This window comes from Embleya sp. NPDC005575 (genome assembly GCF_040605455.1).
GTDB lineage: Bacteria > Actinomycetota > Actinomycetes > Streptomycetales > Streptomycetaceae > Embleya.
Map to the genome: position 1 here is coordinate 56,355 of NZ_JBEXCV010000018.1, position 17,150 is coordinate 73,504.

Sequence of the window (17,150 nt, forward strand, 5' to 3'; positions counted from 1 at the left end):
CCACCCAGTGACCACTCAGCTCGGCTACGCGAGCCCCGTCGACATCGACACGTACGGTCCGTACGCGGTCACCGACCCGCAGTACCCGTTCGCCGGTCTGATCGGCGACCCCGAATTCCCCGAGGAGGCCGGGCGATACCACCTGTATCTGTCGCACGGCTGCCCATGGGCGCACATCGCTGCGATCGTGCGACATGCGCGCGGGCTCACCGAGATCGTCGGTGCGTCCTATGTGGACGAGGAACGCGACGCCCGGGGTTGGGCGTTCCGGGAGCGGTTCGGCCCGGACCCGGTGAACGGGTTCACCCTGCTGCGGGAGGCCTACGAGGCGACGGCGCCGGGCTACGCGGGGCACATCTCGGTGCCGACGCTGTGGGACCGGTCCGGCGATCGCATCGTGTCGAACGCGTTCGACGCCATTCCGAACAACCTGGCCACGAGCTTTGCCGAACTGGTCGGCGAGCACGCGCTGGACCTGTACCCGGAGGACCTGCGCGAGGCAATCGACATCACCGACACCGACTTCGCGACCGCCGCGCGCAAGGGCGGCCTGTGGACGTCGGAGGAGGGCGAGACGATCAACACGCTGGAGCGCTCGGATGCGCATCTGGCGGACAGGCGCTACCTGTTCGGGGATCGGCTGACCATCTCGGACATCCGGTTCTGGGTGAAGCTGCTGCGCTTCCCGGAGACCTACCGGGCCGCGGTCACCCAGGACGGTCGCACCCTGGTGGACTACCCCAACCTGTGGGCCTACGCGCGAGACCTGTACACCCGGCCGGAGTTCCGCGAGACCACCGATCTCGCGGTACAGGCGGAGAACCGGCTGCGTCGGTTCCCCGAGTCGCCGGCCTCCCCCACCGCCGAGCAGTGGGCGGTGCCGCAGGACCGGTCAGCGCTGAGCTGACCCTCGGCTCGCCGATCCGACGCGGGGTCGGGTCGGTGTCGGTCCTGCGGGATGCGCCGCACGTTGGGACGCGTGCGCGCTGGGGATCCCGGGGTGCGGGACCGGATCGGGGTGCGCCGCCGGGCGGAGGGCGCCTGCGGCGCATCCCCGAGGTACCGGGCGATCCGGTGCGGAGGGCGACCGGATCGCCCGGGTGTTGGGTGGGCTGGTCGCCTGGGTCGCCCGGATGGGCTGCTCCGCTTGGGCCGCTCGGGAACGCATCGGGAGGGTGGGGATCTCGGCCTGCCCGGCCGGACGGCCGGAGGAAGGACGGAAGGACGGACGGACGGAGTCGAACGGGTTTGTGGGCCTGGGGGAATGACCGATCGGGTGTACCGCACACGATCTGATGGATCGACCGGGCTCCGGCCCGGCCGGGTGGAGTGGCCGAGAGGCGAGGCAACGGCCTGCAAAGCCGTTCACGCGGGTTCGAATCCCGTCTCCACCTCGAAGGGCTGAACGCCGCACGAACTGCGGGCGGCCGGAGCGGAGTTCCCGGACTCCGAGATCACGGCCGTGCGCCTGCGGCCCTCGTGGGGCTTTGCCCACGAGGGCCCACGACTTGCCACCCGAGGTTCCGTGCGCTCGCGCGCCGCGCGGCCTTGGGCGTCGACGACAAAGTCGGCCCGGGAACGACAATGGTCGACGCCGAACCGACAAGGATGCGCTCGCGACGGGTCCGTTGCTCGGTGGAACGCGCGGACGAGGGAAAAGATTCGGGCGCCGGGTGAACCTTGGCCCCCTTCGGGCCGCCCAAAGGATGGACGCCGTTCACTCGCAGTCCCGAGAATGTCCCGAACCTGTCCCTTTCGCTTTTCGGAGGCCCTGGGTGACATTCCGTCAGCATTCGTCTCGACGACGATCCGTGCCGAGTACGCGGCGGCGACGGATCGGTGTCGTGGCCACGACCGTGGCCGGCGCCCTCGCCGGCGGCGCGCTCGTCATCGCGCCCGCTCCCGCCGTTGCGGCGCCCGCCGTGGACGTGTTGCTCGCCGAGGTGTACGGCGGCGGCGGCAACAGCGGCGCAAGCCTGACCAACGACTTCATCGAGTTGGCGAACAAGGGTCCGGCCGCCGTCGCGGTCGATGGTTGGAGCGTGCAGTACCTCCCGGCCGCGCCCAAGCCGACGTCGGCCTGGCAGGTCACCGTGCTGACCGGCGCGGTGGCGCCCGGCGGCCGGTACCTGATCGGCGAGGCCAAGGGCGCCGGCGGCACCCTCGCGCTGCCCACTCCGGACGCGCAGGGTGCGATCAACATGTCCGGCACCGGCGGCACCGTCGCGCTGGTCCGCGGCACCACGGCGCTCACCTGCCTGACCGCGGCGGACTGCCTGGCCGACGGCCGGGTCGTGGATGTCGCGGGCTACGGCGACGCGGTGGTCCGCGAGGGCACCCCGGCGGCCGGCGCGTCGAACTCGGCTTCGGTGGGCCGGACTTCTTCGCTCGCGGACACCGACGACAACGGCGCGGACTTCGCCGCGGGTGCACCGACGCCGCTCAACGCGCGTGGACAGGGTCCGACCGACCCGGGTCCGGGCGAGCCCGAGCCGACCAACGCGCGGATCCACGAAATCCAGGGCACCACCCGGGTGTCGCCGAAGAACGGGACTCGGGTGACCAGCGTGCCGGGCGTGGTGACCGGTGTGCGCAGCTTCGGCAGTGCACGCGGCTTCTGGTTCCAGGACACCCAGCCGGACGACGATCCCCGCACGTCCGAGGGGCTGTTCGTGTTCACCGGCACGGTCACCCCGAAGGTCGCGGTCGGCGACGCGGTCAAGGTGACCGGCAAGGTCGAGGAGTTCTATCCGGGCGGCGCGAACGCCGGCGGCCAGTCGCTGACCCAGGTCACCGACGCCACGTGGGTGGTCGGCGCATCCGGACAGACGTTGCCCGCACCGGTATCGCTCGACGCGGCGACCCTGCCGGACGCGTACACGCCCACCGGGACACCCTCGATCGAGGCACTCGCGCTGGAGCCGACGAAGTACGCGTTGGACCTGTACGAGTCGCTCGAAGGCCAGTTGACGCGCGTAGGCGAATCGCGCGTGGTCGGCCCGAGCACCTCGTTCGGCGAATTGTGGGTCACCCTGGAGCCGACGCAGAACCCGACCGCGCAGGGCGGCACGCTGTACAACGGGTATGACGCGCAGAACAGCGGCCGGCTCAAGGTCGCGTCGCTGATCCCGTTCTCCCAGGAGCCGTTCCCGCAGGCGAACGTCGGCGACACGCTCACCGGTGAGACCGCCGGCCCGCTCACGTACGACCAGTTCGGCGGGTACTCGCTGGCCGCGACCACGCTGGGCAAGGTGGTCGAGGGCACGCTGACGCCGGAGACGACGCGGGACCAGAAGAACAGCGAACTCGCGGTCGCCACGTACAACGTGGAGAACCTCTCCCCCAAGGACACCCAGGCCAAGTTCGACCGGCTCGCGAAGGGCATCGTCACCAACCTGTCCACGCCGGACGTGGTGGCCCTGGAGGAGATCCAGGACAACAGCGGACCCACCAACGACGGTGTGGTCGCCGCCGATCAGACGCTGGACAAGCTGGTCGCGGCGATCAAGGCTGCGGGCGGACCGGCCTATTCGTGGCGCTCTATCGAGCCGGTCGATGGCAAGGACGGCGGCCAGCCGGGCGGCAACATCCGTAACGCGTTCCTGTTCGACGCTACGCGCGTCGAGTTCGTGGACCGTCCCGGCGGCGGTTCCACGAGCGCGGTGGGCGTCCGCAAGGACTGGCTGGGGCGTACCCGGTTGACCCAGTCCCCGGGCCGGGTCTCCCCCGCGGACCCGGCGTGGGAGAACAGCCGCAAGCCGCTCGCGGCGGAGTTCCGCTTCCGCGGCAAGACGGTGTTCGTGATCGCGAACCACTTCGCCTCCAAGGGCGGCGACCAGGCGCTGGACAGCCGATTCCAGCCGCCGACGCGCAGCTCGGAGGTCCAGCGGGTGGCGCAGGCGAAGGTGCTGCGCTCGTTCGTGGACGAGCTGCTGAAGTCCGACCCGAAGGCGAATTTGGTGGTGCTCGGCGACCTGAACGACTTCGCGTTCTCGCCGACGCTCAAGACGCTCACCGACGGCGGCGCACTGCGCACGATGGTCGACACGCTGCCCGCGAACGAGCGCTGGGGATACGTGTTCAACGGCAACAGCCAGATGCTCGACCACATTCTGACCAGCCCGCGGATCAGCCGCTTCGAGTACGACATCGTGCACGTGAACGCGGCGTTCGCGGACCAGGCAAGCGATCACGATCCGCAGGTGCTGCGTGTGCACCCGAGCACGGGGAACGACTTCCTGGATCTGCTGGAGCAGCTGTGGGAGGAGTTGTTCGAGCGGTCCTGAGGGGGATCGACGTCGGGCCCACCCGGGGCTGCTCTCGATGACGGGCCCGGGGGCTGCTCTCGATGACGGGCCGGGACTCGTCTCGGCGCCGGTCGGTCTTGACCTCGATCTCGACTCGGACTCGGAGTCGGAGTCGGAGTCGGAGTCGGACTCGGAGTCGGGTCCGAACTCGGGCTCGGCGTCGCCGGGTCCGGGTTCGGGTCTGCGGCCTCAGTTTTGACGTAGCGTCACCTCGCGCCCGGCACCGGGGTCGGTGTCGGTGTCGGGCGCGAGGGTCGTCCGGGCGGTTCGGGCTGCCCGAGCCGGCGGGCGGGCTATCCGGGCCACCCGTCGCTTGGAACTACAGGCCGGTGGCAGGCGGTTCGACCTGAGACAGCGCCCGCGCGGCCGCCTCGGCCAGGGCACAGGCGTCGGCGACGCAGTCGTAGTCGACGTGTTCGGGCAGGTCCGTGTGCAGGTGGTAGTGCGGGATCAGCTTCTGGTCGTCGATCGAGACCAGGGTCGCCGTCGGGTAGCCGTGCCGATTGGGCACCACGCCGTCGGTGGAACTGCGTGAGCGCAGTCCGGTCAGCACCGCGATGTCGTTGCGAGTGGCGCACTCGGAGAGCAGGTTGTTAAACGGGACGTCGTAGGGCTCCATGTGCAACGGGCCCTCGGCCTCCAACAGGACCAAATTTCCCGAACCGACCGTGTCGACGTTGAGGAACCACGTGCGTTCGCGGTCGAGTTCGGGGAAGTGGCGGCGGGCAAAGCCCCGGATACCCTCCTGGAGCGCTTCCTCGGCACCGGCCGAGACAAGCAACACCCGTACGCCAGCCACCGGTTCGTCGCGCAGCGTGGCGGCGAGCGCGACCAGCACGGCGACTCCGGACAGGTTGTCGTTGGCACCCGGGACCGCGCGACTGCGGCCTATCTGGGTGAACGCGGCCGTACTCACCGCGGCGAGGCCGATCCCGGCACGGCGCACGCCGTTGGCCCCGGTGGCCGCGCCGAGCGCGATCAGGGCGGGGCCGGCGACCACCGGCCACCACAGCGGCGGGTTCTCACTCGCCTTGTCCACCAGGTGCGGGTAGCGGGTGGCCAACCAACGCGCGGCCCGCTCGTCGAACACCGCTCCTGTCGGCGCCGCGTCGTGATGTGCCGTCACCACGAGGGTGCGCGCCGCGTCCGGGTCACCGACGGAGGCGACCACGTTGTACGCGCTGCGCCGCCGGCCGCCGAGGACGCGACGGGCGTACTGGCCGCGATAGGAGATGTCGTCGGCGATGCCGAGGGCGGCGGCGGCGGCAACCAGCGTTGCCGAGACCCGCGAACGCCCGGCGAGCAGACCGGCCACCGTCGCGATCGCGGTGAGCGTCCCGATCGGGCGCGCGTACGACGTGTACGCCGGCTCCTCCTCGACCACGGCGTCCCTGGCCCCGAGTTCGCGCAGCATCTCCGCGATGCGCTGCGCCGCCTCGCGCTCGCCGGCCGAGGTGGGCAGCCGCTCGATCTTGGCCAACGGCTCTATCACGGCCCGCAGTTCGGCCTCGGACGGCCGGCGCGACCGCTTCCTGCGGCTGTGCCCCCGAAGTGCGTCGTTTCCCCCGCGGCTCGTCATCCCGCCACGATGCCACGCCCACCCGCACCCTGTCCGCCCCGCCGAGCACCTTTGTTACCGGCGAGTCGGTTCGGGGGGCGAGTTCGGACGGTGAGCATGGGCAATGGGCTTGGACGATGGGCATGTGCGGTCGGCTTGGACGATCGGCATGGGCGATGGGCTCAGCGGGCGGGCTCGGGAGCGGCCGGCTCCGGCGGTGGGTTCGGCCGGGTGCAGCCCTAGCGGCACCCGGGCGCGTCCACCGCCCCCGGCAGCTCCGTGGCCTCGTCGGTCACCGCGGCCGGCGCCGCGTTCTTGCGCGTCGCCAGTACCGCTCCGCCCAGGATCAGCACGAACGACGCCCCGATCGCGAGCGTGAACCTCTCGTCCAGGATCAGCACCCCGGCCGCCACCGCGACCGCCGGATTGACGTACGTGATCACCGTCGCCCGCGCCGCACCCACCTCGCGCACCAGTTCGAAGAAGATCACCATCGCGATCGCGGTGCACACCAGCGCCAGCACGCCCATCGCGCCCAGCGCCTTGCCGCCCGGCACGTGCGAGGGCCACTGCGCGGCGGCGAGCGGTATGTACACCAGCGCGGTGAAGCCCAGGCACACCACGGTCATCGGCAGGCTCGGCACGTCCTTGAGCCTGCGCTCCGCCACCAGCGCCGCACCCGCGTAGCACAGGGCCGTCGCGAGCACCTCGAGCGCCGCCCACGGATCCCCGCCGCCGAGGGTGGGCCCGGCCAGTACCGCGACCCCGCCGAACCCGATCGCCAGACCGGCCCAGCGCACCGGACCCATGCGCTCGGTGCCACCGGTCAGGTACACCAACACCGCCCCGAAGATCGGCACCGACGCGATCAGCAGCCCGGTCGTCGAACTGGACAGCCGCCGCTCGGCGTCCGAAAGCATCCACCAGGGCCCGACGAACTCGGTCACCGCGAACACCAGAAGTGGCCACTTGTACGGGCCCAACCCCCGCATGCCCGCGCCGCGCAGCGCGAACGGCAACAGCAGCAGGGCCCCGAGTCCGGTGCGCACGAACACCAACACGCCGGGCGAGACCTCGTCCACCGCGACTTTGATCAGCAGGTACGGGATCCCCCAGATCACGCACATGCACGCGAACAACAACGCTCCACGACGACTCACGGCCGTGTCCCCTCAATCTCTTGATCGAAGAGGATGATCAACCACGCGGGGCCGATCGGTCTAGAACGTGGTTGCGGAGCACGCTGCTGCGGTAGCCGGCGGGGGTCACGCCCAGCACTCGGCGAAACCATCGCCCCAGATGCGCCTGATCCGCGAACCCGACCGCGAGCGCCGCCTCGGCCGGCGTCATTCCCGCGGCGAGCAGCACCTTGGCACGGGCGACCCGGTGCTGGGCGAGCCAGGCGTACGGGGGCAACCCGACCGCGTCGCGAAACGCACGCAGGGTCTGGTAGCGGGACAGCCCGATCCCGGCCGACAGCTCGCTCAACGACGGCGGCCGCACCAGCTGGTCGGCCAGCCGCTCACGAACCGCGCGGGCCACCCGGGCGGCGTCCGGCGAGCCGGGCCGATCGGCCCGGGCCTGTACCGCGTACCGCCCGACGAGGGCCCGCAGCACCTCCACGACGCGGGACTCGCCCTCGAACGCGTCGCCGCCGGCGGTCAGGTGCACGTGCACGGCGACCATCTCGGCGGCGAGCGCCGGATCCGCCACCAGCAGCGACGGGAAGTGCGGGGCGGGGCCGGGCAGGTCCTCGCCGACCAGGGCTGCCGAGGGATAGAAGACGCGGTAGGCGTACCCCTCGGGGATGCCGGGACCGCCGGTGTGCGTCTCGCCCGGCTCGGCGACCACGATGGTGCCGGGCCCGGATCGGTGCACCGTGCCGCGGTAGCCGATCTGCTCGACGCCCTCGACGCACACCCCGATCGCGTACTCCTCGTGCGCGTGCGGCGCGTACCGGTGCCGGCGAAATCGCGCGGTCATCAGGTCGAGGGGTGTGTCCTCGACGCCGTAGACGCGCGTCCACACGGCGGACTCGCCGCGCCCGCGGTCGGGACGCCCGCGCGCGTCGGGGTGAGGGCTGCCGGGGGCGCTGGGTGGGACGGGCAGGTCGCGCGGTTCGGGTCGGCCGGGTGGGCTGGGCGCATGGGGTGGGCTGGGCGGGCTGGGCGGGTCGGGTGCGCGGAGGCCGCCGGGGGCGCCGGGCGGTTCGGGTGGGGCGGACGGGCCGGGTGCGCGGAAGCTGCCGGAGGCGCCGCCGGGTATCCGGTGGCCGCCCGGTGGGCCGGGCCGGCCGGGTGTGCCATGTACACGGGGGCCGCCGGGGCCGCCCGGTACGGGGTCACCATTCATGTCGATTCGCTCTCAGATATCCGTGCACGGGCCGCCCCGGCACGATCGGCTCGAACCACTCCTCCGGCCCGGGATCCGACAGCCGCAGCTCGACCGACTCCGGGTCGTCCGACGCCGCGTCGCTGAACGTCACAAACGCCGCCTCGACGTCGTCGTCGTACAGCCCGTGCCGCTCCAACAGCGACGCCGCCTGATCCACCAACAACCGCAACGCCATCTCCTCGGCAAAGCACGCGGGCGGCGCCCACTCGTTCCCGCCGAGCCGCCCGGTGACCGTGACGGCGGCCACCACGAACCGCCGGACGAATCCCTCCTCCAGGATGGGCAACGCATCCAGCACGAAGAACGAAGCCCCATCCGCTTCACGAAGATTCACCAGATCCGTGAACAACAGATCCACGAGCACCCCGACCGAACTCGCCACGGCCCCCGCCGCGAGCCGGGCCTTCTCCTCGGGTACGTCGGGCTGCGCGGTATCCGGCTCACACCCGAACGCGTCCAACCCGAACGCCCGCACCCCCGCGGCCTGCCGCTCGATCCGCAGCCGCTCCTCCGGCATCGGCCGTCGCGCCCGCAACGCCGGATCCCCCGCCGGCGCATCCGGCCCGTCCGCCGCCAGCAGACTCTCGTACACCAACTCCTCATGCAGCTGCACCTCGCTGCGCACCACCCGCCAATCCGCGAGCAACCCACTGGCCTCCAGCACCGCCAGCACCATCTGCCGCGCCGTCCGCTCGGCCGCCTCCAACGTCGGCGCATCCACCGACATCAACACCGCAGCCCCATCCGACCGAGGCGTCACCCGATAGTCCACCAGGTCCACCCCGACCCCATCCGCCTCCTCGAACCCCTCCACGGACTCGAGCCCATCACTCAGCAACGCCCCGACCCCGAGCCGCTGGAGTTCATCCAGATCGGGATAGGTCTCGAGCGGCACGACATCGACATTCACCGGATAAGCCACCCCAAGATCTTCCCGGACCCACCCCCCTGCCCACGCCCGACACCACCGAAGAACCACGTGGCGGACCACCCCCCAATGTGCGATATGGTTTCCGTGTTCGGCCAGCCGAACACCGGGACGTGGCGCAGCTTGGTAGCGCACTTGACTGGGGGTCAAGGGGTCGCAGGTTCAAATCCTGTCGTCCCGACGGTGTTCAAGAGGCGCTGACTTAGGCGAAAGCCCAGGTCAGCGCCTCTTACTGGTTTAGACCACTAGGCAGTTGGCGTCGGCGCCGCAAGGCGCTCATGGACCAGTTATGGACCGACCGGGCGTCAGATGGGCCATGAGGGCCTCCCCCGCACTCGTGATCGAACGATGATCGGGGTGGAGGTAGCGCTGCGTCGTGGAAAGGGATCCATGACCGGCGATCATCCGCAGGACGTGAACGGGAACACCCGCGTCGGCCATCCACGTGAGCCCGGTGTGACGCAACCCATGCCGGAGTAGGTACTCGTACCCGCACGCGCTGACGACCGCGTCCCAGTGGGTGGCGTCGCGCAGAATCGCGGTGGTGATCCGCCCGCCTCGTGGTCCTTTGAACAACCGCCCCATCGGATCCGGGCCCGCCGAATCGATCCTGCGCTGCACCAGATCGCGGATCGTCGGGATGATAGGCACCTTCCGGCGACGCTTCCCCTTGGTGCCCTTGTCCACCAGGCCGCCCGGCGAAGTGGTGGTCTGCCGGCACAGGTTCCACACCCACGTGCGGGTGTCGATGTCCCCGACCCGCACACCGGACACCTCCCCGATACGGGCAGCGGTACTTCCGGCGAACAGGACCACGTCACCCCACCCGCGGTACCGCCCGGACGAACGCTCGACCAACGCGTCGGCGAGACCGCTCAACGCGGCCCAGTCCGGCAGGGCCAGCGCCCTGGGATCGTCGAGTTCGTCCTCCGCCTTGCGGAACTCGCTCTGCCAACCTGTGATCCGCGCCGGATTGTGCTCGATCAGACCGTCACGCACGGCCTGCTGCATCACCCGAACCAACACCGCCGCGCTGTTCTTGATCGTCGAGCGGCCACTACCGTCGGCGATCCACCCGTAGACCGCACGATCGACCGCACCGTGCGTGATCGCGTCCACCTGTAGATGCCCCAACCACGGCACCACCCGTAGCCGCCAGCCCGCCAGATAAGGGTCGGTGGTCTTGCGCTCCAGCCCACGCAGCGCCATGTCCATGACGGCGGTCCCGTACTCGGACAGGGACATCGTCGCCATGGTCGGGTCCACACCCGCAGCGACCAACTTCCGCATGCGGTCGATCCACGCGAGCGCCCCGTCCTCCGTGGTCGAACTCGCCGAGACCGAGTGGCGCTTGCGAGCCGCGGCATCGCTCCACCGGACCTTGAACGAGAGCGACAGGGTACAGATGGCCCCGTTCTCCGCGCGCAGCTGGATCGACATGTCCATCGCGATGCCGAGTTCGGGGTGGATCGGTCCCTGGATCGCGTTGGCCTGCACGATCGGCGCCCCGGCCTGGTACGCGAACAGGTCGACGGTGTGCGTGGCGTGGTGCCACAGCAGGTGGTCGATCCAGGAGCGCTGCTGCCGGAGGGCGTTGAGGTTGGTGCGGCGGAAGAAGTAGGTCTGCACGTCCATCTGCTGGATCCGGAACTGCCCGGCCTGGATCCGCTGCCGCACCCACTGGTGGCTGGGGTTGAAGCACCGGGTGTGCCCCACCATCGCGACGAGCCCGTGCGCTGCTGCGCGGCCCGGCACGCCTCGGCGTCGGCGAGCGAGGCGGCCAGCGGGATCTCGACCTGGACGTGCTTGCCCGCCTCCAGGCAGGCCAGCGTCTGCGCGGCGTGCATCGGCGTGGGCGTGGCGAGGATGACGGCGTCGACGTCGTCCATCGCCAGCACCTCCTCCAGCGTCGCGACGCCTCGGCCCACGCCCTGCTCCGCGGCGAACTTCCGGGCGCTTTCGAGGGAGCTGCTCACGACAGCGGTCACCTCGACACCCTTGATCCGCCTGAGCGCGGCCGCGTGCTTGGCACCGAAGGCGCCGCCTCCGGCGAGGGCGATCCGGACGGTCCGGTCGTCAGTCATGTCACTCCTTCACGGCGGGCGTCTCGGCCCGCGGGTGGTTCTCCAGGATCAGGTGTCCGACGGCGGTGTTGGACGCCGGGACGTGGTAGAAGCGGTGCTTCACCTCGATCTCACCGCTCTCGTCGATGTCGCTCATCGCGCCGCGGGCGATCAGCCACATGACCAGCTCGATGCCCTCCGAGCCCGCCTCCTCGACGTACTCCAGGTGCGGCACCTGCGAGAGGCCGGCCGGGTCCTCGACCAGCCGGTCCAGGAAGGCGTTGTCCCACGCGCGGTTGATGAGACCGGCCCGGGGGCCCTGAAGCTGGTGACTCATGCCACCGGTTCCCCACACCTGGACCTTCAGCGGCCTTTCGTAGGACTCGATGGCCCTGCGCAGCGCCCGGCCGAGCCGGAAGCACCTGGCGCCCGAGGGCACGGGGTACTGCACCACGTTGACGTGGAACGGGATCACCTTGCACGGCCACGTCTCGACATCCCCGAACATCAGTGACAGCGGGACGGTCAGGCCGTGGTCGACACTCATCTCGTTGACGAGGGTGAGGTCGAAGTCGTCCCTGATGAGCGAGTGCGCGATGTGCGCGGCGAGGTCGGGGTGGCCTTCGATGCCCGGGACGGGCCGGGGCCCGTAGCCCTCGTCGGCGGTGGGGTAGACCGCGCCGGTGCCGAGCACGAAGGTCGGGATCACCGACTGGTCGAAGGCGGTGGCGTGGTCGTTGTAGACCAGGAGGACCACGTCGGGGAGGTTCTCCTCCTCCCACCGCTTGGAGTACTCGTAGCCCTCGAAGACCGGCCGCCAGTAGGGCTCGTCGGTCTTGTGGTGGTCCATCGCCGCGCCGATCGCCGGTACGTGCGAGGTGAAGACGGCGCCGGTGACCGTGGCGTGCTCGGCGGGCGGCGTCCGGTCGGCGTGGGCCGCTTCGAGGACGGCGTGGTCGATACGGTTGCCCTCGACGGAGCGGCCGCCGCGGAGCATCATGTCGCGGTACTCCTGCTCGGTCATGCCGGTCATCGAGCCGGCCATCTGCTGGAAGGAAAGTCCCAGCGTGGCGCCCCACTTGGCGAGGAAGTAGATGTTCCCGCCCTCGCGCATCGCGGCGTTGAGGTCGCGGTCGAGCAGCGCCTGCTTCTGTTCCTCCCGCAGCGGCCCGCCGGCCTCTCGCAGTACCTGACCGAGGAGGGCGGGGCACTCGCCAGGGCCCTGGAACTCGCGGAGCGGATCGCGGCCAACGCGCCGCTGACCAACTTCGCCGTCCTCCAGGCGCTCCCCCGGATCGCCGAGGCCTCGCCCGCTGGTGGCCTCCTGCTGAATCCCTCATGTCGGCCGTCGCGGCCGGCAGCCGCGACGCCCAGGAGCGGATGCGGGCGTTCCTGGACGGCCGCGCCGTGAAGGTCGCCGCCGAGCAGGGCTCGCACGGAAAAGGACGCCCGATGAACGAGATCCTCAGCACCCCCGGCCCCACGGTCAGGGACGAGTCGAGTCGGAGATCGGCCGCTACCTCGGCTGGCTGGAGTCGGAGCGGCAGCTGAGCTTCCCGGACTACGACAGCCTGTGGCAGTGGCCCGTCACCGACCTGGAGGGCTTCTGGTCATCGGTCTGGGAGTTCCTCGACGTCCGCCCGCACACCCCGCCCACGGCCGCCCTGGGCCGCAGGTCCATGCCGGACACCGAGTGGTTCCCCGGCGCGACCCTCAACTACGCCGAGCACGCGCTCGGCCGCGAGGAGGACCTCGACGCCGTCGCGGTCGTCGCCCGCTCCCAGACCCGCGCGCCGGTCGAGCTGACCTTCGGCGAGCTCCGCGACCAGGTCGCCCGGGCCCGCGCCGGGCACTGGCACCGGCACCGGGCACGGGAGCGCGTCGTGAGGGTCGCCGTCGTCGGCACCGGGGTCATCGGGGCCTCCTGGACCACGCTCTTCCTGTCGTACGGGCACGAGGTCGTCGCGAGCGATCCCGCGCCCGGCGCGGAGCAGCGGCTCCGGGCGGCCGTCACCGCCGACCAGGGCCGGCTGTCGTTCACCCCGGACCTCGCCGAGGCCGTCGCGGACGCCGGCTTCGTCCAGGAGAACGGCCCGGAGCGTCCCGAGCTGAAGGACGAGCTCTTCGCCGTCCTCGACGCCGCGGCCCCGCCGGGGACGGTCCTGGCGAGCAGCTCCTCCGGGCTGCTGCCGTCGCGGATCCAACGGGCCTGCGCAGCCCATCCCGAACGGGTCCTCGTAGGGCATCCGTTCAACCCGCCCCACCTCATCCCGCTGGTCGAGGGCGTGCCGGGCGAGCGAACCGGTGAAGCCGCCGTCGAGGAGGCCATGGGCTTCTACCGCAGCCTGGGCCGCCACCCGATCCGGCTGCGCCAGGAGCTGCCCGGCCATGTCGCGAACCGGCTCCAGGCGGCACTGTGGCGGGAGACGTACTCCCTCGTCGAGCGGGGCGCGGCGAGCGTCGCCGACATCGACGCGGCCATCGCCCACGGTCCCGGCCTGCGCTGGGCGCTGCTCGGGCCCTTCTCAACCAGCACCTCTCGGGCGGCCCGGGCGCTCGACGCGGAGCTGATGGACGCCTCGGCCGCCTACTTCAAGTCCGGCTGGGACCGCACGCCGACCGTGGAGCGCCTGGCCGCGTACTACCGCGAGCGCCGCATGGCCGCCGTGATCTTCACGGTGGACGCCACCACGGGCCTGGGCTATCCCGGCCTGTCCAGCGAGGAGATCGCCGAGGCGGCCGCCTCCCACCCCGACGTCCTCATCCCGTTCGGCTCGGTCGACCCGCACCGGCCGGACGCCGTCGCCCGGGCCCGCGCGCTCGTCCTCGACCACGGCGTCCGCGGCTTCAAGTTCCATCCGAGCCTCCAGGCGTTCGCGCCGAACGCCCGTGAGCACTACCCGCTCTACGACGCGATCCAGGAGCTGGGTGTCCCCGCCCTGTTCCATACCGGGCAGACCGGGATCGGCGCCGGCTGCCCGGTGGGCGAGGCATCAAGCTGCGCTGGTCCGATCCGATGCTTCTGGACGACGTCGCCGCCGACTTCCCCGGCCTGACGATCGTCCTGGCGCACCCGTCGGTGCCCTGGCAGGATGAGGCGATCTCCATCGCCACGCACAAGGCCAACGTGTACATCGACCTGTCGGGGGGGGCGCCGAAGTACTTCCCGCCGCAGCTCGTGAAGGCGGCCGGCTCCTTCCTCCGGCACAAGGTGCTGTTCGGCTCGGACTTCCCCGTCGTCACGCCCGACCGCCGGCTGGCGGACTTCGACGCCCTCGACATCAAGCCGGAGGTCCGCCCCCTGATCCTCAAGGAGAACGCCGTCCGCGTCCTCGGCCTCTGACGACCCACCCGAGGCGCACCGGTCCGACATCGCGGCGGTGCCGGTGCAAACTGGGGATGGCCGGCTCGAAGTCGCCGGCCTGCGTGGTCAGGGTCTTGTCGCGGTGGCACCGTTGCGCCAGGTGGTGCGGGCCGCGGTGTGCTCGCCCGGCTCGGCACCGATCCGGGCGGTTGCCTCGGCCTCGATCAGCTCCTGCGGGAGCCGTGGGGCCAGGGCCCTGATCAACTCGATTCCGTCCGCCGTACGCAGTGACTCCATGAGGCGGAGCAGGTCGGACCGGGACAGGGCCATCGCGCACCTCTCACTCAACGAGCATGCCTACTCGGAGAGTTGCGCGATGGCTCCTTTACGACCAGGGGTTACGCCGAGATCCCGGCTACGCCATTCGGCGGGACGCCGTCGTCGGGCAGGTAGCCGCGCAACCACTTCTCGGTGTGGGCGGCGTGGGCGGCGGCTGCGGTGGCCGCGGCGACCGGGTCCCGGTTGGCGATGGCTTCGGCGATCACGCGGTGGTCGTGGTCGCTGGCGCGCTTGATCTGGGCGCCTTCGGGGAGGTCGTAGACCTGGTAGTTGTGGCTGCGGGTGCGGAAGACCTCGAGCATGGCCGCGATGGCGGGGTTGCCGCAGGCCTTGGCGATCTCGGCGTGAAACCGCTGGTTGGGGGCGAAGGTCTCGGCCGGGTCGCTGGTGGCCTCCATCTCCTCGATGCAGCCGTAGAGAGTCCGGATACCTGATTCGGACATCCGGGCGGCAGCCTGGGCGGCGGCGTGCGATTCCAGGACGCGCCGGATCTCGTACAGCTCCAGCAGGCCGGCCAGCGGCAGCAGGTCGATGGTGGGCGAGAGGCTCCCGATGATGTCCTCCGGCCGCAGCTGGGAGACGTAGGTCCCGGAACCGTGGCGCGGCTCGATGACGCGCAGGGCGGCGAGCATCCGGATCGCCTCGCGCAGCGACCCGCGGGCGACGTCGAGCTCATCACAGAGCTCGGATTCGGGCGGCATGCGCTGCCCGGCGACCAGCCGCTCAGTGGCGATCATGTGCCGGAGGCCGTGGAGGGCCCGGTCGACTGCGGACACTGTGCTGTCCCTTCCGGTGGACTGCCCCCACCCTACCGAGTCATCAGACTTCTCTACGAGATTCGGCAAAGTCATTAGACAAAGTAACTGACAGTAACCATCTCCCCTTGTCTCACTTTTCTAACAAGTCCCAGGTACTGAGAAGTAATCGACCCTTATCCCTTGCCGCGTCACAGGACCGCATGTGAGCATTCCTCGCAAGTCATCGGACAACTCTTGGATGATGACCGATGACTTCGAAATGGAGACCCTCGTGAACCCCGCGCCGCGCCCTCTGCTCCTCCCCGACGGCCGTCCCGCCGCGCAGGCATGGACTCTGGACCCGGCGATGAAGCACCTCAACCACGGATCCTTCGGGGCCGTCCCGCTGGCGGCTCAGCAGGAGCAGCAGCGGCTCCGCGTCGAGATGGACCGGGCGCCGGTGGTGTGGTTCCCGGCGCTGCCGGGGCGGGTGGCCGGGGCACGGGCGGCCATCGCCGACTTCCTCCGGGTCGACGTGCGCAACCTGGCGCTGGTCCCCAACGCCAGCGGCGGGGCCAGCGTCGTCTACGGCAACCTCCCGGCGCGGCGCGGCGGCGAAGTTGTGGTGACCGACCACGGTTACGGCGCGGTGACCATGGGCGCCGAGCGGCTGGCGCGCCGCTGGGGCGGCAGCGTCCGCACCGCCCGCGTGCCGCTGGACGCCACCGCGGAGCAGGCCGCCCAGGCGGTGCTCGCGCAAGTCACCGATCGGACCGGGCTGATAGTCCTGGACCACATCACCTCCTCCACCGCGCGCTGGATGCCGGTGAAGGAGGTCGGTGCGGCTGCCAGGAAACACGGCATCCCGCTGCTGATCGACGGGGCGCACGTGCCCGGGCTCGCCGAAGACCCCCTGGCCGGGCTGGAGTTCGACGTCTGGATCGGCAACCTGCACAAGTTCGGATGCGCCCCGCGAGGCGCCGCCGCGCTGGTGACCGGCAGCGGACTGCGCGACGATCTCTATCCGCTGATCGATTCCTGGGCCGCCCGGGAGCCGTTCCCGCAGCGCTTCGACAACCAGGGCACCCTCGACGTCACCAGCTACCTGGCGGCGCCCACCGCGCTGGACTTCATCCAGCAGACCTGGGGCTGGGAGACCGCTCGCGGGTATCTGCGCAAGCTGGCCGACTACGCCGAGGAGACCATCGGAGCGGCGATGGCGCAGCTCACCGGCGAGCACGCCGCCGTCGACGTCGGGATGCCGGTGAACGCCCTGCGGCTGGTGCGGCTCCCCGCAGGGCTGGCGGACACCCGTGAGGACGCCGACGCCCTGCGCGACCGGGTCGCGGCCGAGTTGAGCGTCGAGGTGGCGTTCACCAGCTTCGACGGCATCGGCTACTTCCGCCTGTCGACCCACGTGTACAACACGCCCGCCGATTTCGAGTACTTCGCAGAGCGCTGTGTCCCGGTGCTCGGCGATTGGGCTCTCAAGGCCCGAGCAGCACGCTAGCGAGTCCCCC

Annotated in this window: 12 protein-coding genes, 2 tRNA genes and 3 pseudogenes; 8 read left to right on the forward strand and 9 right to left on the reverse strand. The window is 70.8% G+C overall.

Features of this window, described 5'->3' with window-relative positions:
* The first annotated feature begins 7 nt into the window (after positions 1–7).
* From ABZS54_RS09085 to ABZS54_RS09095, 3 genes are all read left to right on the forward strand, one after another.
* Positions 8–907: a glutathione S-transferase C-terminal domain-containing protein gene (locus ABZS54_RS09085; protein ID WP_355532638.1), complete on the forward strand. Its 900-nt coding sequence runs from the start codon at positions 8–10 to the stop codon at positions 905–907.
* 416 nt (positions 908–1,323) lie between these two features.
* Positions 1,324–1,394, forward strand: a tRNA-Cys gene (locus ABZS54_RS09090).
* Positions 1,395–1,844: 450 nt separating this feature from the next.
* On the forward strand, positions 1,845–4,286 hold the full coding sequence (locus ABZS54_RS09095) for an endonuclease/exonuclease/phosphatase family protein (protein ID WP_355532640.1): 2,442 nt from the start codon (positions 1,845–1,847) through the stop codon (positions 4,284–4,286).
* Between the two features lie 340 nt (positions 4,287–4,626).
* On the opposite strand, the gene ABZS54_RS09100 is transcribed toward ABZS54_RS09095, so the two are convergent.
* From ABZS54_RS09100 to ABZS54_RS09115, 4 genes are all read right to left on the reverse strand, one after another.
* Positions 4,627–5,886, reverse strand: a complete 1,260-nt coding sequence (locus tag ABZS54_RS09100; protein ID WP_355532642.1) for a M28 family peptidase — start codon at positions 5,884–5,886, stop codon at positions 4,627–4,629.
* A 218-nt stretch (positions 5,887–6,104) separates the two neighbouring features.
* A complete protein-coding gene (locus tag ABZS54_RS09105; RefSeq protein WP_355532644.1) occupies positions 6,105–7,025 on the reverse strand; it encodes an EamA family transporter in 921 nt (306 codons plus the stop codon).
* Positions 7,026–7,062: 37 nt separating this feature from the next.
* The gene (locus ABZS54_RS09110; RefSeq protein ID WP_355532680.1) at positions 7,063–7,848 is read right to left on the reverse strand and encodes an AraC family transcriptional regulator; all 786 of its coding nucleotides are present in this window, start codon (positions 7,846–7,848) and stop codon (positions 7,063–7,065) included.
* 358 nt (positions 7,849–8,206) lie between these two features.
* Positions 8,207–9,154, reverse strand: a complete 948-nt coding sequence (locus ABZS54_RS09115; RefSeq protein ID WP_355532646.1) for a hypothetical protein — start codon at positions 9,152–9,154, stop codon at positions 8,207–8,209.
* Between the two features lie 140 nt (positions 9,155–9,294).
* Between ABZS54_RS09115 and ABZS54_RS09120 the strand changes: the two genes are divergently transcribed.
* A tRNA-Pro gene (locus tag ABZS54_RS09120) sits at positions 9,295–9,368 on the forward strand.
* A gap of 95 nt (positions 9,369–9,463) precedes the next feature.
* Here ABZS54_RS09120 and ABZS54_RS09125 read toward each other — a convergent pair.
* The 3 genes and pseudogenes from ABZS54_RS09125 to ABZS54_RS09135 all read right to left on the reverse strand — a co-directional run bounded on the left by ABZS54_RS09125 (position 9,464) and on the right by ABZS54_RS09135 (position 12,583).
* Positions 9,464–10,906 carry a tyrosine-type recombinase/integrase gene (locus tag ABZS54_RS09125; protein WP_355532648.1) on the reverse strand — a complete coding sequence of 481 codons (1,443 nt, stop codon included), beginning with the start codon at positions 10,904–10,906 and terminating at the stop codon, positions 9,464–9,466.
* 68 nt (positions 10,907–10,974) lie between these two features.
* Positions 10,975–11,271: pseudogene (locus ABZS54_RS09130) on the reverse strand (Gfo/Idh/MocA family oxidoreductase); the annotation flags it as partial.
* Between the two features lies 1 nt (position 11,272).
* Positions 11,273–12,583 carry a class III extradiol dioxygenase subunit beta gene (locus ABZS54_RS09135; protein ID WP_355532682.1) on the reverse strand — a complete coding sequence of 437 codons (1,311 nt, stop codon included), beginning with the start codon at positions 12,581–12,583 and terminating at the stop codon, positions 11,273–11,275.
* Positions 12,584–12,588: 5 nt separating this feature from the next.
* Between ABZS54_RS09135 and ABZS54_RS09140 the strand changes: the two genes are divergently transcribed.
* The 3 genes and pseudogenes from ABZS54_RS09140 to ABZS54_RS09150 all read left to right on the forward strand — a co-directional run bounded on the left by ABZS54_RS09140 (position 12,589) and on the right by ABZS54_RS09150 (position 14,593).
* Complete coding sequence (locus ABZS54_RS09140) at positions 12,589–12,801, forward strand: hypothetical protein (protein ID WP_355532650.1); 213 nt, start codon at positions 12,589–12,591, stop codon at positions 12,799–12,801.
* A 20-nt stretch (positions 12,802–12,821) separates the two neighbouring features.
* A pseudogene (locus ABZS54_RS09145) lies at positions 12,822–13,745 on the forward strand (3-hydroxyacyl-CoA dehydrogenase NAD-binding domain-containing protein); the annotation flags it as partial.
* Between the two features lie 3 nt (positions 13,746–13,748).
* Positions 13,749–14,593: pseudogene (locus ABZS54_RS09150) on the forward strand (amidohydrolase family protein).
* A gap of 87 nt (positions 14,594–14,680) precedes the next feature.
* Here ABZS54_RS09150 and ABZS54_RS09155 read toward each other — a convergent pair.
* Complete coding sequence (locus ABZS54_RS09155) at positions 14,681–14,884, reverse strand: transposase (protein ID WP_355532652.1); 204 nt, start codon at positions 14,882–14,884, stop codon at positions 14,681–14,683.
* 68 nt (positions 14,885–14,952) lie between these two features.
* Positions 14,953–15,669 (reverse strand): FCD domain-containing protein, encoded by a 717-nt coding sequence (locus ABZS54_RS09160; RefSeq protein ID WP_355532654.1) that lies wholly within the window; start codon positions 15,667–15,669, stop codon positions 14,953–14,955.
* 223 nt (positions 15,670–15,892) lie between these two features.
* On the opposite strand from ABZS54_RS09160, the gene ABZS54_RS09165 reads away from it, so the two are divergent.
* Positions 15,893–17,140, forward strand: coding sequence for an aminotransferase class V-fold PLP-dependent enzyme (locus tag ABZS54_RS09165; RefSeq protein ID WP_355532656.1), 1,248 nt, complete (start codon positions 15,893–15,895; stop codon positions 17,138–17,140).
* The last annotated feature ends 10 nt before the right edge of the window (positions 17,141–17,150 follow it).

Bases quoted from the DNA above. Each gene is read 5' to 3' on its own strand.
- ABZS54_RS09100 (WP_355532642.1), bottom strand. From the start codon at position 5,886: ATGACGAGCCGCGGGGGAAACGACGCACTTCGGGGGCACAGCCGCAGG.
- ABZS54_RS09110 (WP_355532680.1), bottom strand. From the start codon at position 7,848: ATGACCGCGCGATTTCGCCGGCACCGGTACGCGCCGCACGCGCACGAG.
- ABZS54_RS09125 (WP_355532648.1), bottom strand. From the start codon at position 10,906: ATGGTGGGGCACACCCGGTGCTTCAACCCCAGCCACCAGTGGGTGCGG.
- ABZS54_RS09140 (WP_355532650.1), top strand. From the start codon at position 12,589: ATGTCGGCCGTCGCGGCCGGCAGCCGCGACGCCCAGGAGCGGATGCGG.
- ABZS54_RS09155 (WP_355532652.1), bottom strand. From the start codon at position 14,884: ATGGCCCTGTCCCGGTCCGACCTGCTCCGCCTCATGGAGTCACTGCGT.
- ABZS54_RS09165 (WP_355532656.1), top strand. From the start codon at position 15,893: ATGACCGATGACTTCGAAATGGAGACCCTCGTGAACCCCGCGCCGCGC.